We start from the raw sequence: 14818 nt of genomic DNA, 5'->3' as shown, positions 1-14818 counted from the left end.
GATAATCACGAGCAGTTATTCCTCAGATACGCTTCAGGGACCATCACCTCTGAATAGCGCGACACGCGCAACCAGATATCGAATACGTAGATATGGAGCCAGAGGACAGTTCTCACAGAGTTGGTTCCGGAACTACTGGGATGCACAAACTGCTCATAGCGGGTGCATATCTGTCGCTTCGAGTCGAATCTGTTGTGTTCGGGGAGAGAAACCCGCCGTTCAAGGCGGAGCAGACGTCACCTGCGTCTGTTAAATTCCAAGACTCACGGTGCCCGACAATTAATTATCGTGGCCTTCTGTACAACACACACGAATGCCGATATCTAACGACGAATTCGAGGCGGGGACTGTCGAAGCTAGCGGTGCCGATCCCATCTCGAACGACGAAGAAGGTCCCATCGAGACCGAGAAAGACCTCATCACCTCGTTTCTGAGTGAACGACAAGACAAGGCCTTCACCGAGCGCGAGATCGTGCTCGGTGCTGATTTCACGCCTGCGCTGATGCATCAGACGCAGAACCCGCTCGGTAAATTCGCTGATGGCCTGATCAACCTTGCTGGGAACGTCACTGCCACAACGATGGTTATCGACGACGTTGACGAGGCCCTTGATGAACTCGTCGAAGAAGGTATTGTGACCACAAAAGAAATCGAAGCTGGGGACGGTTCGGTGGTATACTATCGGATAGCGTAGAGAGCAACGACTCTAATGAATCTCCCACGAATTCATCATTTGTTTCACCGTCTGTTGAGCGAATACGCTGCTCACACCGGATGCGTACCGAACACAGAATGTGCTATCAGATCCGTTTAATATTCTGATAACCGTGCAAGATACAGGGCGCGAGTCGGTCAGAGCCACCGACACCGTTCGCTCGGCACAGGTATGAACAATCCTGCAGCCCGCGGGCGAACACAGTCCCTATTTATTTCACGTGGGTAACTACACGCTTGATGCCCTCCCTCATCGACCAAACGCTGTTCAGCGAGCCCTCTGGACGTCCCCTCGGACTGGTCTTCCTTTGTGGCGCACTCCTGCTGGCCGGGCAGCAGGGGTACTACATCATTGTAGAAGGGGCGACACTGTTCTACCCTAGTCTGTTTATGATCGTCGGGATGGCGCTCTCCGGAATTGCCGAATCCCTGCCGAAACCCCGTCGACGGGAAGCCGGCGTCCTGAGAGTCACGGCGCTTACTGTACTGGTGAGTCTCCTCGTAATCATCTTCGTCGTCCCCGACCTCATCACTACGTGATAACTGGAAGGCCTTCGAGTCCACCGGCGTTGTGAGAAAGCGGTTCTCACAAGTACCCTGCTGAATACACCCTCTGTATCGGGCACACCGCTACTGACGACGGCCACTGGAGAGTAGCCGAAGGGGTTAATCAACGTAGAGCGCTCCCCTCGCCCGGTGATTTGTCCCAGTTGAGACTGATCGATAGACCCCTCAGCGGAGGTCCGAGATTCGACCCAGGAGAAGCTACTTCAGGAATCAGAGACACGTCTGTAATATGCCCGGCCGGTCCTCGCAGTCAAAGCCGCTCCAATACATCGGAATCGCCGTTGCGCTCATCGCAATCGTCGGCTACACTGTCTTTGGCTGGCGGTTCGGAGAGACTGGAGGGACCATCCCCTTCGCTGTAGGTGCTGTCGTCGCTATCTTTGCGGTTGGTTGGACGCTCTATCAGCGGCGCTCGTCGAGTTGAGCACCCCTCTGATCTCCACGTGGGTATAGATCGCTCCTGTAAACGGCCCCCGTATCACGCACGCCGCTACTGACAGTCCGTCAGTAGTCCTCTCAGTGACTGGTAAATACCAAGCACGAATCGGGCGAGCGGAGCAACCCATGCTGCACACACCCTCTGAGTCGGTCACATCGGTACTGAAAGACGTCGAAGAGGTGATTACTGGAAGCGACCGTTCGTCTCTGGAGCTCCTACGATGTCTCCGCGCCGGTCTTCGAGTCGGAGATAACCGCGTTTGCGACCCACCCACCGAGGCGACCGCATCCCAGACCAAACAGCGGGGCAACGCACAGGACTGCAATCCCAGACAAGCCCCAGAAGAGGACTCTCGACACCGGCCACGGCGCTGTCGTATCGACAGTCACGACAAACGTGAGGAGACCGATGACGCCACCGAGGAGTCCAGCGCGAAGTCCAGTTGCACCTGAGTCCGCCGAACGGGTTGCTGCGAGGCCACCTGCAATGAACGCCCCCACGATCATGGCACTCCCACCGACGGTCGCCTGCGAGTCCGGCAGCCAGTTGAGCACGACTGTGGCGGGGAGCGAGGCGGATACACCGATGAGTGCGAATCGCCACGCCGGGGAGAGACTGTGGATACGAAGCGAGGAAGCCATTTCGAAGGGAGGTCAGTTTTCCGCGTCCGGTGTCGTGAGCGCCTCTGTGTAGCCCCGAAGAACGAAATTACCGATCCAGAGCAGGGCAACCACCACACCAACCAGAACGACCAACGCCTGTGCGATGCCGTCGACGGCTCTCGCGGCCGAAAGCGTGATTCCTAGCACGATCACGATTCCGAAGGTGTCACGGAGGGACCAATCCGTCATAGTTAGTGGTTTTTGCCGCGTCGGTAATATGCTCTTGGTGGTCCGATGTCTACCGTTCGAGAGGTGCCACAGACTTCAGTTGGACTCCGTGGCCCCCAACGGAATGCACGTGCTGAATACACCCTCTATATCTTGCACGGTGTTTCTGATAGACTTCTGAAAAGTGGTCGCTGGCCGTGATAGGTGCGTGACCTGTACTGATCTCTAGGTAGTTCGAGCATGCTGGGATAATCACGACCACAATCTCCTTCGGACAAATCGGTACTGGAACTCCCTCTTTGTTTCACCGGGTCTTGAGCGATTACACTCATCAGTCAGCGTGCAAATCGAACACGACTCCACTACTGTGACCCGAGAAACATTTCGGGAGCAAATATTATGAGGATGAGTAGACCGGTCAGCACAAGGATCGCGGTGACACGCAATCCACCTACTAGCTGTCGGCGCTCCGATGGGAGGGACTCAGCAAGTCCAGACAGAGCGAATCCAACCGCCATAACAAGCGAATTGATGCTGGAAACACCGCGGAGAACGTCGTAGTAAATGTAGATGCTTAACATTGTGAACGAGGCAGCAAACATGACGAACGCTTGGGCTCGTCCGGAGGGCTCACTAAACACTACATCCTTGATTTTGGAGGGCACAGAACAAGTTATTCTCCAGACAAAGTAAATAGGTGTGGCACACTCAAAAACTGTCCAGCCGGCTCTGTTGAAATCCTATTCTTCAGACCCATCTCTGTCTGAAACAGCCGTAAGGTAGTTTGTGCGTAGTGAGCGGATGCCTCAAAAGCTTTGGCGCGAAACGAACAGAGTTAGGAAGCGTCAACAATGTCGATGTCCATGAGTTCGTGTAATGGTGGCTTGTCGAAATCGTTCTTATCGGCCGTCACGAACGTCGCTTGGTGTTGACGCGCTGTCGCGGCTATGAGCAGATCAACAGCGTCGAGTGAGACACCGGCGGCTTCGAGCGATGTCTCCATGCTGGCCGCCTCGGCAGCAGTATCACCATCGAAGCCGAGCACGTTGTCTACAGCCTGTGTCAACTGGCTTCGCCGCGTGCGCTGTTTTGACTGCGTGTCGTAGTAGGACAGAAATTCGAAGAGGACGAGTGCTGAGATACCCCACGGTTCAGTTCGGTGTTCCGACAGATAGTTGATAACAGCTTCATCCGGGTCCGAGCGGGCGTACTTTCGGATGATGTTATTATCGAGGAGAATCATTCCGAGCCCGTTGTCCGGGCCTCAAACGAGTCATTGAGGTCCTCACGTTTCTGTTTCATGTGGTCTTCGATGCCCTCCTCAGCGAATCCAGCCATGTCCCGAACGTCTTCTGCAGTCCGAGTGATTGCGAGTCGGTCCAGCAGCTCGTCGAACGTTTCATCTTCACGTTTGACCGCTTCCAGCTTCGCTTTTGTTTCATCGGAGATTCGGATTGATGAGCTCATATCGAATACAACGTATTCGAGTGGGTTAGTGATTTCGCCACCAGCCTCAGCAGCACCGACTTGTCGAAAACTGCGATTCGATCAGTACATTATCTGTACTTATCGTTGCACGGCTTGCTTGAGCATTCGGCGAGAAGCCTGACCACCAACTCCTTCGAACAACTCGGTACTGGAAATCCTCCTCGTCTTAGCGTCTGTTGAGCGCATACTGTTACTCAATCCGCGTGTGAGTGTGCAGAGAGATCGGTGCGGGCCCGGAAGCACTGGATTTCGATTGTGTGCCGCGTTCGCTTGTTTCACTCACTCGTTGGCAACGTTCAGCCAGTCACGCAGTTCGATGGCTAGACCGACAGTTCCGCCGAGGACGAACACCCCAGCGAGCAGGACCCACTCACCGTCTATGTACTGCAGCGCGCCGATTGCGATGAACCCACCGTAGAGGAGTGGCTGATACAGGGGATGGCTTCGAAGACCCCGCACCGTCGACGCCAACAGCATCGGAACGACGATTATCCAGAGGCCGACAGAATACAGCGTCGGAGGTCCGTAATAGACGAACTCGAAGTAGGTGGCTACCCCGGTGAGTATCAACATGACCAGTAGCGCCACCGGCCGGACCCGTTTCTCGAGACTGTGGAGGACAGTCATTCCAGAGTAGATAGTCCGAGCTGTGGTAAATAGGCTCTCTGTATCTCATTCGAATGATTTCGTCCAGATGCCGTAGTTGCTGTGTCAACTACCCCGCCCTACTTCGCTCAGTCTGAGGACTTCGCTCGTTGAGGGTGGGGCTTGTCCGTGTCCTCGACCTCGAACCCGTCCGGGTGGGCGGTAAATCCGCCACTCGGTGTCACCGTTCCAGACTTCAGGGCAAGTTGACTGTTGCCCGTCCGCCGAGACGACTGTTGGCCTCGGCGGACGTACTGCATGCCGATGTTCTCAGAGATGGTTTCCCCAAGCAGCTCGCGTTGCTCACCATCTACCGACAGGCGGGTGATTGCTGTCCGACGCACGTAGTCGGCTGCCACAGTTTCAATGTAGTATTGTGGCTACTTATGAATCAGTTTCTGCAATCTATACGAACGCGCTCCTCCCCTCCCTACTCTTCCTTCGGTCGCTCCTTGAGGATAGTGCGGAACCGAAGGTTCCGCTGACCATGCGAACGGCGAAGCCGTGAGCAGAAGGGGACTCCGCGCTACCGCTTCAGTTGAAACTGTGCCGGACTCTGACCCCGAGCACGAGGATTCATCTAGAGCAACAGCAACTTGCTGGACCGGCAAGGGCCCGCAAACACTTTTACCAGTAAATCGCCTTTTCTTCGCATGGGATCAGTTCGTAATCACATTTATCAGACACTGTTCGCTGCGTTGCAGGACAGTAGCGGAATGATTCCGGAAGATATAGTCATCAGGCAGTGTCGATCGGCCGGGTACGATGGAGATGCGGTGCGAGAGGAGTTAACTTCCCTCGTTGCAGCGGGCGATTTGTGCGCTGCTGACGGACACGTCGCACCGGCGACGGAACCGAGTCAGGAACCCCTCGAAATCGAGACGCATCGCGGTGACGAGTCGACGCCGTGGCAGTTCTCCCTGACGCAGACGCCTACCGATATCGTCATCGAACAGGCTCGTGGGCCACCAGAGGACTTCGACCCGGTCGAGAAGCGCTTTACTATCGAGGAACAGCCTCTCGGAGAGGAGCCAGCCGAATTCCACCATGCAGTGAATCGACGAGTCTGGCAGGAAGACCCGGAGCAACCCCACATGAGGTCCCAACGCAGTGAAGGCCACATCGTCGAGTTGTTTTATCGTGACACGACCGGGCGGCACTTGGACCGGCCAGACCCCGAGGAGAATGAGGACGGGATTCCAGAAGCCGTCGAGTTCGAGCCGACCGAGCACCCTGGAATCACGGTCTCCTCGACGTTCATCCGATCCGAAGACGGTGCTGACCTGAAGTTCAGCGAGGAGCGCGAGTATCGGATTGACAGGGAAATCCTGGACAAGTACGCAGAGGTGTACGTGCTGTCGTACTACGAGGTCAACGAGGAATCCACTGAGCAAGCCGTGTGGGACGTTGATGATGCGACTGCGTACCGACTCGTCTCTTCGGCGGAGAGTTAGTCGGTATAGCCGTACAGGCCAGTGAACAAGCATTTATGATTAGAAATGTGCTATAGAACGAGTCTGTATTGCCACTTGGCTCCGGATTGTCGCTGACGTAGCGGGTATATTTTATTCAGTTTCAGCGTCGTCGAATTGATAGCTGCATGTCGTTTCTGCTGTCAAAGTAAAGTACATATGCGCTCATGGGATATGTTACCAGGAGCGTATCACTCAAGCTTCAACATGGTTCGTGATATTGACGATCTAGCTGATGACCTAACACGTGGCATCCAGTCAGCGGGCGAAGGGTACTACGACGCATTCTTAGTGAAGCGCCCGAAGACAGAGTGGTCGCCGTACATTGATGAGACAGCGAAAGACATCTCTGCAGGGATTCAGATCGGCGAGTTTGACCTTTCAAAGAATAACTTCGGGGAGGAAGTTGGGGGGTATTATCGACGGGGGTTAGAGAAGACAGCGGGCCGGTATGCGGATTTGCCGTCAGTGCTCAGGAATCAGGTCAGTGATGAGAAACTCGGGCTGTTGGCGTACCAGTTGAACGAACTGAGCTACGAGCTAACGTCTTCGGACTTCGGTGTCGATGATGTGCGGGAAGCGACAGAGGCAATCATCGAGAAATTGCTTACGCGGCATGCCGGGAAAGAATTGAACACGACGCTTGATATTACCGGTGGTACAGTCACGGATATTGCTGCGCAACTGTTCAAAAACGAGTCAGTGGCATCGAACGTCGATGTCATTCTACAGGGGTTCGAAGAAGGCGTCTCGAAGGGTCTCTTTGCGTTGATGGACGAACCGCAGATGATGACGCCGCTGTGGGAGCACCAACGCGAGGCTCTCCAGCAGTGGTGTGACAACGGCGGTCGGGGCTACGTCGATATGGCGACGGCAACCGGAAAGACAGTCCTCGGGCTGGCTACAATCGCGCTCCGGTACGGTGAACTTCATCCGGACGACCAAGATATACTGTCTGCGGACACCGTTTCGGGTTCCCACGGCAGAGAAGATGTGCTGATTGTCGCTCACAGCGATCTGATCCTAGAGCAGTGGCGGCGAGAGTTTGACAGGCATCTCAACATTCCGCGAGAGCGGACTGCCGGGGCAGAAGATATCGCACTGGAATGGGGAACAGTACACTTTCGCACACCGCAGACGCTAGTGAACGAGAACCGCGTGGCGTATGCGCTCGTGTTACTCGACGAAGCGCACCACTACGCGACGGGGAGCGAGTGGGGGGCGTTGCTGGACGAGTTCGACGGTTCGGTGCTGGCGATGTCGGGGTCTGTCGACGACGCTGGTAGTGACAGTGAGCGCATCAAGAATCGACTATCGAACAGCCTCGGGGGAGAAGTCAAGCGCTACACGATTACGGATGCGAAAGCTGACGGCGTTATCCCGTCGTTCGATTGGGAAGTCCAGTACGCGCCGTACGATGTCGTCGGCGACGAACTGTCAAAAGCATCGGCACGGGCCGAACAGTCGTTCAGCGCGTTCCAACAGAAGAGACACAGCGGTGAAATCGTGCTCGAGACAGACCGTCGTCTCAAAACGTATGAAGATTTGCGGCGGTTCTCGCATACAACTGAGGGCAGTGAGCTAAAACAGCAGAACAAGGAGTTCCGGGAGTTGGTGACGCGGTTGTTCTCACGGCGTACGAAACAGTGGAATCTCTCTCCGGTACTGGATGCAGTCGTCGATTTAGTAATGGAGCAGTGTACGACTGAGAAGGTCGTGGTTCTTGCTGACAGCAACGCGCAAGTCGAAGAGTTAGAATCGCGGTTCGATGAACTGGTGCCGGATGCGGTGTCGATCCATGTCGTCTCGCAGTCACAGAGCCGTGGCGATCTGCGGGACACCATTGATGCGTTCGATGCGTCCGAGAACGCGGGTGTGTTGCTCGGAACCGGTGATTTGCTCGGTGAGGGCGTCGATATGCAGCAGGCGTCGGTTGCGATAAACATGGCGACGGGGGGAGTGAATCCGGAACTCGTCCAGCGAATCGGTCGCGTCCTCCGGAATCCGGTGGATACGCCGAAACACGCGATGTTCTACAACGTCGTCGGTGCTCCGCCGACGATCGATGCTGCTGTCCCGCGAGAGGATGGGAAACGGATCATAGAACAAGCGGCAGGATTCTGCGGGTTGGGCGGTAGATTCGATAAGCTGCCCGGCTTTTCGACGGCCGCAGCCTTAGATAAGGACGTTTTTGCGACGCTACTGCAGGAAGGCGCGTCGCAAATTCGCTCGCTCGATGCGGATGGGGAATACGAGTGGGACAGCGAGACAATTACGCGGGAAGATCTCGAGGCACTGCTTGAAGCCATCGAGGCCAACTCTGACGACACAGATGTTATTCTAGGCGCGTGGGAGGAGTATGCGTGGGAACACAGCAAAGCTGAGGACCTGCAGGTGGATGTGACTGGACCGTCTGCAGACGACTTACAAACGGGTTCGGATACGAATGCTGCCTCCCGTTCGGAACTGATTCTGGAAGTGCAGCGATTAGCCGCGGCCCTGGACGAGACCCCGACGAAAGCCGATATGCGAAACGATGGCGAGTACACGGTCACAGAGTACGAAGAGGAGTTCGGGACGTGGTCGGCCGGGATTCGGGCGGCTGGTTTCGAACCGCACGGAGCAACACAGCGGAAATACTCACGTCAAGAAGTCATCGACGGATTGCGGGAACTCGGTGCCGAACTCGGTCATCCGCCGAGTGTTAACGACATCAATGAGGGCGCATCGTTCAGCGCTGGAGCAGTCTACAACTATTTCGATTCCATTGACGACGCGCGGGCAGCGGCAGGGGTCGCACGCGTAGCCCCCGATGGATTAACCGGTGGCGGCAGTACCGGGGAAACCTCGGGAGGGAGCGAGGCAGGATACGAGACACTGACCGCATATTTCGCGGGAACAGGAGCGCCCGAGCCCGCACAGGAGCAGGCCGAAGATGCTGTACTGCACGGATTCACTCGAATTGAAGAACTCATCGAAGTGTATGATGCAGGGAATCTAAAGACACCGTCCGACAGGACTCCTGCTCGAACGCTCGAATCGAAGGTCGAAATGCTGATTGAGCAGATGCAGACAACCATTGGAGAGATTGTTGGAGCCCACCTTGACGATGGGACCGTCGAGCAACCGTCGACCAACCCGATTCTCGCTCATGCCGAGACTGTCGCGCCGGTCGTCGCGGAATCGTTCGCTGTGTCGGATGGGGAAGTGAAGCTCACAATGGGTCAAGCACATGAACCGGGCGCTGATAGTACTGAGAACGTTGAGAGGGACGGAGTCGTAGCGAACCAACTGGCAGAGTACTACGAAATCCTCCGGACCTTCGACTCATTGCTCGGCCGCATTATCGAGTCCGACCAGACCACGTACGAGCCTGACCGAGACACTCCGATGAGCCAGTGGTACGAAACAATCAACGACATCGTGTTCGGGGATGGGCTTGGAGAGGGGCCAAATTACGGTTCACAGCAGCGGAACCGGAACCCGATGACGATGTCAGCGTACCGTGACGCGTTCGGCAACGGAGACACAGTGACCGAGTACACGTGTATCCCGTCCGCGGAGCTGACTGGTGATGATAAGCAGGGCCTGGTGAAACAGCGAATAATCAACTCCAACGAAGAGATCTATATCCCAGTATCGCCCAAAACGAACACTCCGCTACCGATAGGGATTGAGTCTGAAAAACAGTTAGAGGAAGCCAAGCTTCTACTCGAGGAGTTCCCGGTCAAGCCTGCTGCTGCCCCGCCCAAACGGCAGAAACCACCGAGTGACGGAGGAGACAGTGGAGAAGGAGATGAACCGTCTGGTGGTGAGAAGACCGAACCGCCGGAAGACGATGATAGCCCGGATGAGCCGGAGACTCCACCTCGCCAGGCAGGTGGGCTAGAGGAAGCGATTTTCTGGAATCAGGCTGTCGATGCGATTACTGAATACAGCGACGAAGACATCGAATTGCAAGACAGCGCAGATGCGGATAGCGATGCGCTGGACAAGAAAATCGACGAGTGGAAGTCGCAGCTCCTGGATTTGACCCGGCGGAACACGCTCATCGCGTTTAAACCGACGAAGACGAAGTCGCTCCCCTTCGACGGTGCGGACCCAATAACGGTCGCTGGTGAACTCGAAGCGAACGAGGATCTGTACATCAGGAAGCGCCCGGAAGATGAGGACAACGAGGGCCAAGCAGTCTCGCTCGAAGCGATCACAGATATCAATCGGAACGAGCTAATTCCGACCCGGCTCGCCGATGAGGCTGAAAAGTCGTTGCACAATATCGGGCGGAACAACAAGCAGTACCTCCGGGAGCGAGGTGTCGATACGCTGTATTTGTCTTTGGGGATGCTGCGGTGGTACGAGGCCGAGCACAGTGACGCCGCTGACAGGTCCCCACTGTTCCTGGCACCAGTCGAACTAGTCGAAGACACACAAAACGATGCGGACCGGCATAACTACAGGCTGGAAGCGAAAGCTGAAGAGCTACGGCTGAATCCGGCACTACGGAAAAAGCTCGCTGCAGAGCGTGACATACGGCTGCCAGCAGATACGGCGTTGTCGCTCGACGAGATCGACGCCGCCTTCGAATCAGTGTATCAAGCGGTGCGTGGATTCGACCGCTGGACCATCCAATCGGATGTCGTCTTGGGGATCTTCGATTTCACCAAATTCAGTCTGTACTCCGATCTTGAGCGGAACCGTCCTGCAATCAAGAGCAACCCGATTGTTCGGGCGCTCAACGGCGACATGGGGCCAATACGGGAGGCAGAGGGCGATATCGAGACGCCGTCGGCGGACGAATTGGACGACGCTGTTGACCCAGTCGATACGTATCAAGTACTGGACGCCGATTCGAGTCAGCAAGAGGCGATAGAGGCTGCGAAGCGCGGCAAGAGCTTCGTGCTCCAAGGGCCACCCGGAACCGGGAAGAGTCAGACGATTGCGAACATCATCGCAGAGAAACTCGCCGACGGCGAGCGCGTACTGTTTGTCAGCGAAAAGCAAGCTGCGCTGGACGTGGTGAAAAATCGGCTCGAAGATGTCGGTATCGGCCGGTTCTGTCTCGAAGTACACGGCGAACGGGCGAACCACAATGACGTGCTCGGGGCGCTTGAGACCGAACTGAAAGCCGGGCAGGTCAAATCGGCAGACAACCGTGTGCAGCGACTGCGGAAACTCCGTGAGCGCAGGGATACGATCAACGCGTACGGGGATGAGCTGTTCTATTCGCCGGACGGGTGGGACCTCAGTGCGTACCAAGCGTTCGGGATTGTGAGTGAGCACATGGACGCTCCGCGGGTGAGCGTGGGACTCGATCAGCCAGTGCGTATCGGGCAAGACGCGCTGTCGACGGGCATCGACGAACTGGAAACACTCGCCCGGTTCGAATCCGAGATTGACACGTACGATACGAGTCCGTGGCGGCATACGACGCTGTCGAGTTGGGGTGTCGATACGGCGGATTCCATGCGTCGGTCGCTGGACCAACAGATGGCCACGCTGGACGAGATACAGCAGCTAGCTGCGGAGCTGGAGTCGACACTGGACATCCGGCCCGAGTCGCTCTCGGATTTCCGCCGTATTCGAGCCCTCTTGGGGCATCTTTCGGCGCGACCGTCGATTTCGTGGCGAGAGGCGTTTTTCGACGAATCGTTCGCTCAAGAAGGCAGTCGGTTAGACGAGCTGGCGGCGCTCGAACAGGAACGAGACGAACTGATGCAAGCGCTCTCTGAGAGCTATGAGCGGAGTTTCTTCTCGTCGAACGGGGCACAACTCAACAACGAACTTGCGGCCTACGGGATGTTGAAAATTCTGAAGCCGAGTTACCGGTCGCTGAAGCGGAAAGTCACAGCACACGTGCGAGAGGGGTACGAACCGGGGCACGACCAGTTACTCGAAGATACGCGTATGCTATCCCAAGTGCAGCGAATCGAGGAACTCCGTGACGATTACCAGGGCGTCATCGAGCGGCTCGGGCCACTCTACGAAGGCAGTGATACCGATTGGGAGACGTTGGCTGGCGTCCGTGAATGGGTCGCGGAGCTCGACGAATTCGATCAGCGGCACACTGCTCCGATCACCAATCGGCTCTTGGCGAGCGGGCTGCAAGACATCAGCCCGCTGCGTACCCGTACCGAGGAGCTCCTCGACCAGTACGAGCGGGCAGCATCGTTCCTCGATGACTCGATGGCGGTTGAGCAGATGTCGGTCAATGGGAAGCCGCTTCAAGAAGCCCCCCTGTCAGAGTTCGCTGAGAAGTTAGAGGAACTGGAACGTGCTGTACCGCAGTTACAGCGACGGGTCCAGTTCGAAGCGCAACTCGATGACGTCCGCACTACAGTCTGTGGGGAGTATGTCAATCGCTTCCTGGAGTCTGCGTACGATGCCGAATTCCTCGTGGCAGCGTTCAAAAAGCGGTTCTACACGAAGTGGCTCAATGCCGTTTACGAGCACACCGACCTCGGGTCGTTCAATTCGGACGAGATGGAGCGGTATCTCGAAGATTTCCGACAACTGGATCGGGAACAACAGGAGTTAGCTAAAATCGAGATTCAACACAGAGTCACGCAACAGCGGCCGTCGCTGAGTTTGGAACACGCTTCGAGCTCGGAGCAAGTCATGGTCCGACGGGAAGCGGAAAAACAGCGGCGTCACAAACCACTCCGCGAACTGTTCGAGGAGGCCGGGTCCTTCATTACGCGGCTCACGCCGTGTTTCATGATGAGTCCGCTCTCAGTGGCGCAGTACCTGAAGACGGGGTCCATCGACTTCGATGCGGTGGTGTTTGACGAGGCATCACAGATACTGCCACAGGATGCGGTCAGTAGCCTGATTCGGGCCGACCAGGCGATTATCGCTGGCGACACGAAACAGCTCCCGCCGACGTCGTTCTTCCAGTCGGATGTGGAGACGACGGAAGACGTGCGTGAGGACCTCGACAGTATCCTCGAAGAAACGGCGTCAGTGTTACCGGAAAAGCACCTGCGCTGGCACTACCGGAGTAAAACGGACGAACTCATCGAGTTCTCCAACTACCACTACTACAACAACAGTCTGCGGACGTTCCCGGAGAACGACCCGGACGTTGAAACCGGTGTGTCCTTCGAGTACGTCGAAGATGGAGTGTACGACCGAGGCGGGTCACGGCAGAACGAAATCGAAGCACAGCGAGTAATCGACTTAATCGAGGAACACGCGGCGAATCACAGCGATAAGAGCCTCGGTGTAGTCGCGTTCAGTAACGCACAGGAGCAGGCGATTCGGGACGAGCTCGAAGTACGACGCAAAGAGAGTAGCGTCCTCGACGCCTTCGTCAGTCAAGACAACGTGTTAGACGAGTTCTTCATCAAGAACCTGGAGATGGTGCAGGGCGACGAACGAGACCGGATGATATTCAGTGTGGGGTACGGCCCGGCAGAAGACGGGACGATATCGACGAACTTCGGCCCGATTAACAAATCCGGGGGGGAGCGAAGACTCAACGTGGCAGTGACACGGGCCAAAGAGAAGGTCACCGTGGTCTGTTCGATGCAACCAGGTGATATCGATCTCTCGGGGTCACAGAGTACGGGTGCGCAGCATTTCAAAAACTACCTCCAATACGCGAAGAAGGGGAAGCGGGCACTCGAACGGAACGATAGAGTCACACAGACACTCGATTTCGATTCCAGATTCGAAGAGGCAGTGTACACCGCGCTGGAGGCCGAGGGACACGACGTGGTCTCACAGGTACAGAGCTCCAGTTACAGTATCGATTTGGCGATCAAGCATCCGGACCAGCCCGGAAAGTTCGTCCTCGGCATCGAATGTGACGGAGCAGCCTACCACTCTTCAAAGACAGCGAGAGACCGAGACCGGACGCGCCAGACGGTGCTGGAGAGCCTCGGGTGGACGATCCATCGAATCTGGTCGCCAGATTGGGCGTCGAACCGGAACCGAGAAATCGAGAACATAACCGACCGTGTTGACACGCTGATAACGGATGGTGTCGAGCCGAGGTCTGAGGAAGATGTGCGAACTTATGAGCCAGAGGCCGTCGCAAGCAGTACCAAGTTCGCTCATCCAGGAGTGCGAAAATTCGACGGGTTCGAACTGAAAAACAGTGTTCGCTATTCGATGAGTAAGACCAGACCGAACAAGGCAGAGCTGAATTCGATTCAAGATACGATTAAAAATAACGGCCCGATAAAGCATGATACCGCAATGCAAACGTGCCTCGATGTGTGGGCCCAATCACGCGCAGGAAAAAAGGTCCAGCGTATCTTCAACAGTCGTCTCGAAGAGCTCAAACAACAAAAGAAGGTGTATCAGAGAGGCGAGTTCCTGTGGCCGAAGAAAGCTGAACTGGACTTCTCGGTCAGAGTGAACACTGATACTGACTCTCGGTCTGTCGACGAGATTCCGAAAGAAGAGATCGCAAAAGCCATGACCATTATTCTCGACGAGGGAGGACTCATGACCAAAGACGATTTGATATTGGAGACGACTCGCCTGATTGGGTACCAGCGACGTGGACCACGAATTCAGGAACGGCTATCGGATGGGGTTCGAATTCTTGAACAGATCGGCGCAGTGAGGGAAAATGCTGAAGGTAAATATGAACTGAAAAGCGGTGTGAATGTGGATGAGGAATTGCTCCGTCGGATCTACACGTGATGTCTCTGAAC

At 55.9% G+C, this 14818-nt stretch carries 10 protein-coding genes and 1 pseudogene; 4 read left to right on the top strand and 7 right to left on the bottom strand.

The genetic code is table 11. From position 1 onward, the window contains the following. Window positions 1-313 precede the first annotated feature (313 nt). Both NDI86_RS20555 and NDI86_RS20550 read left to right on the top strand, forming a co-directional pair. Window positions 314-694, top strand: a complete 381-nt coding sequence (locus NDI86_RS20555) for a hypothetical protein (RefSeq protein WP_310902140.1) — start codon at window positions 314-316, stop codon at window positions 692-694. 260 nt (window positions 695-954) lie between these two features. Continuing rightward, window positions 955-1254 (top strand): DUF8011 family protein, encoded by a 300-nt coding sequence (locus NDI86_RS20550; RefSeq protein WP_310902139.1) that lies wholly within the window; start codon window positions 955-957, stop codon window positions 1252-1254. 681 nt (window positions 1255-1935) lie between these two features. On the opposite strand, the gene NDI86_RS20545 is transcribed toward NDI86_RS20550, so the two are convergent. The 7 genes and pseudogenes from NDI86_RS20545 to NDI86_RS20520 all read right to left on the bottom strand — a co-directional run. Further along, window positions 1936-2361, bottom strand: coding sequence for a DUF5518 domain-containing protein (locus tag NDI86_RS20545; RefSeq protein WP_310902138.1), 426 nt, complete (start codon window positions 2359-2361; stop codon window positions 1936-1938). Between the two features lie 12 nt (window positions 2362-2373). Beyond that, the gene (locus NDI86_RS20540; RefSeq protein ID WP_310902137.1) at window positions 2374-2571 is read right to left on the bottom strand and encodes a hypothetical protein; all 198 of its coding nucleotides are present in this window, start codon (window positions 2569-2571) and stop codon (window positions 2374-2376) included. Window positions 2572-2912: 341 nt separating this feature from the next. Beyond that, window positions 2913-3215, bottom strand: a complete 303-nt coding sequence (locus tag NDI86_RS22295; protein ID WP_470303465.1) for a DUF8011 family protein — start codon at window positions 3213-3215, stop codon at window positions 2913-2915. A gap of 170 nt (window positions 3216-3385) precedes the next feature. Next, on the bottom strand, window positions 3386-3793 hold the full coding sequence (locus NDI86_RS20535) for a type II toxin-antitoxin system VapC family toxin (protein ID WP_310902136.1): 408 nt from the start codon (window positions 3791-3793) through the stop codon (window positions 3386-3388). Beyond that, entirely contained in the window at window positions 3790-4017 is a 228-nt protein-coding gene (locus tag NDI86_RS20530) for a DUF7557 family protein (protein ID WP_310902135.1), read from the bottom strand. Before NDI86_RS20530 ends, NDI86_RS20535 begins: the two co-directional genes overlap by 4 nt. Window positions 4018-4317: 300 nt before the next feature. Further along, the gene (locus NDI86_RS20525; protein WP_310902134.1) at window positions 4318-4665 is read right to left on the bottom strand and encodes a hypothetical protein; all 348 of its coding nucleotides are present in this window, start codon (window positions 4663-4665) and stop codon (window positions 4318-4320) included. A 107-nt stretch (window positions 4666-4772) separates the two neighbouring features. Then, window positions 4773-4958 (bottom strand): annotated as a pseudogene (locus NDI86_RS20520) (zinc ribbon domain-containing protein); the annotation flags it as partial. A 378-nt stretch (window positions 4959-5336) separates the two neighbouring features. Here NDI86_RS20520 and NDI86_RS20515 point away from each other — a divergent pair. Together NDI86_RS20515 and NDI86_RS20510 are read left to right on the top strand one after the other, a co-directional pair. Then, on the top strand, window positions 5337-6137 hold the full coding sequence (locus NDI86_RS20515; protein ID WP_310902133.1) for a hypothetical protein: 801 nt from the start codon (window positions 5337-5339) through the stop codon (window positions 6135-6137). A gap of 225 nt (window positions 6138-6362) precedes the next feature. Beyond that, window positions 6363-14807, top strand: a complete 8445-nt coding sequence (locus tag NDI86_RS20510) for a DUF4011 domain-containing protein (RefSeq protein WP_310902132.1) — start codon at window positions 6363-6365, stop codon at window positions 14805-14807. Window positions 14808-14818 lie beyond the last annotated feature (11 nt).

Source organism: Haloarcula onubensis, assembly GCF_031624605.1.
In the GTDB taxonomy this organism is placed as follows: domain Archaea; phylum Halobacteriota; class Halobacteria; order Halobacteriales; family Haloarculaceae; genus Haloarcula; species Haloarcula onubensis.
Note: the sequence above shows the minus strand (reverse complement) of the source record. Positions and strands in the feature narration are given on the sequence as shown.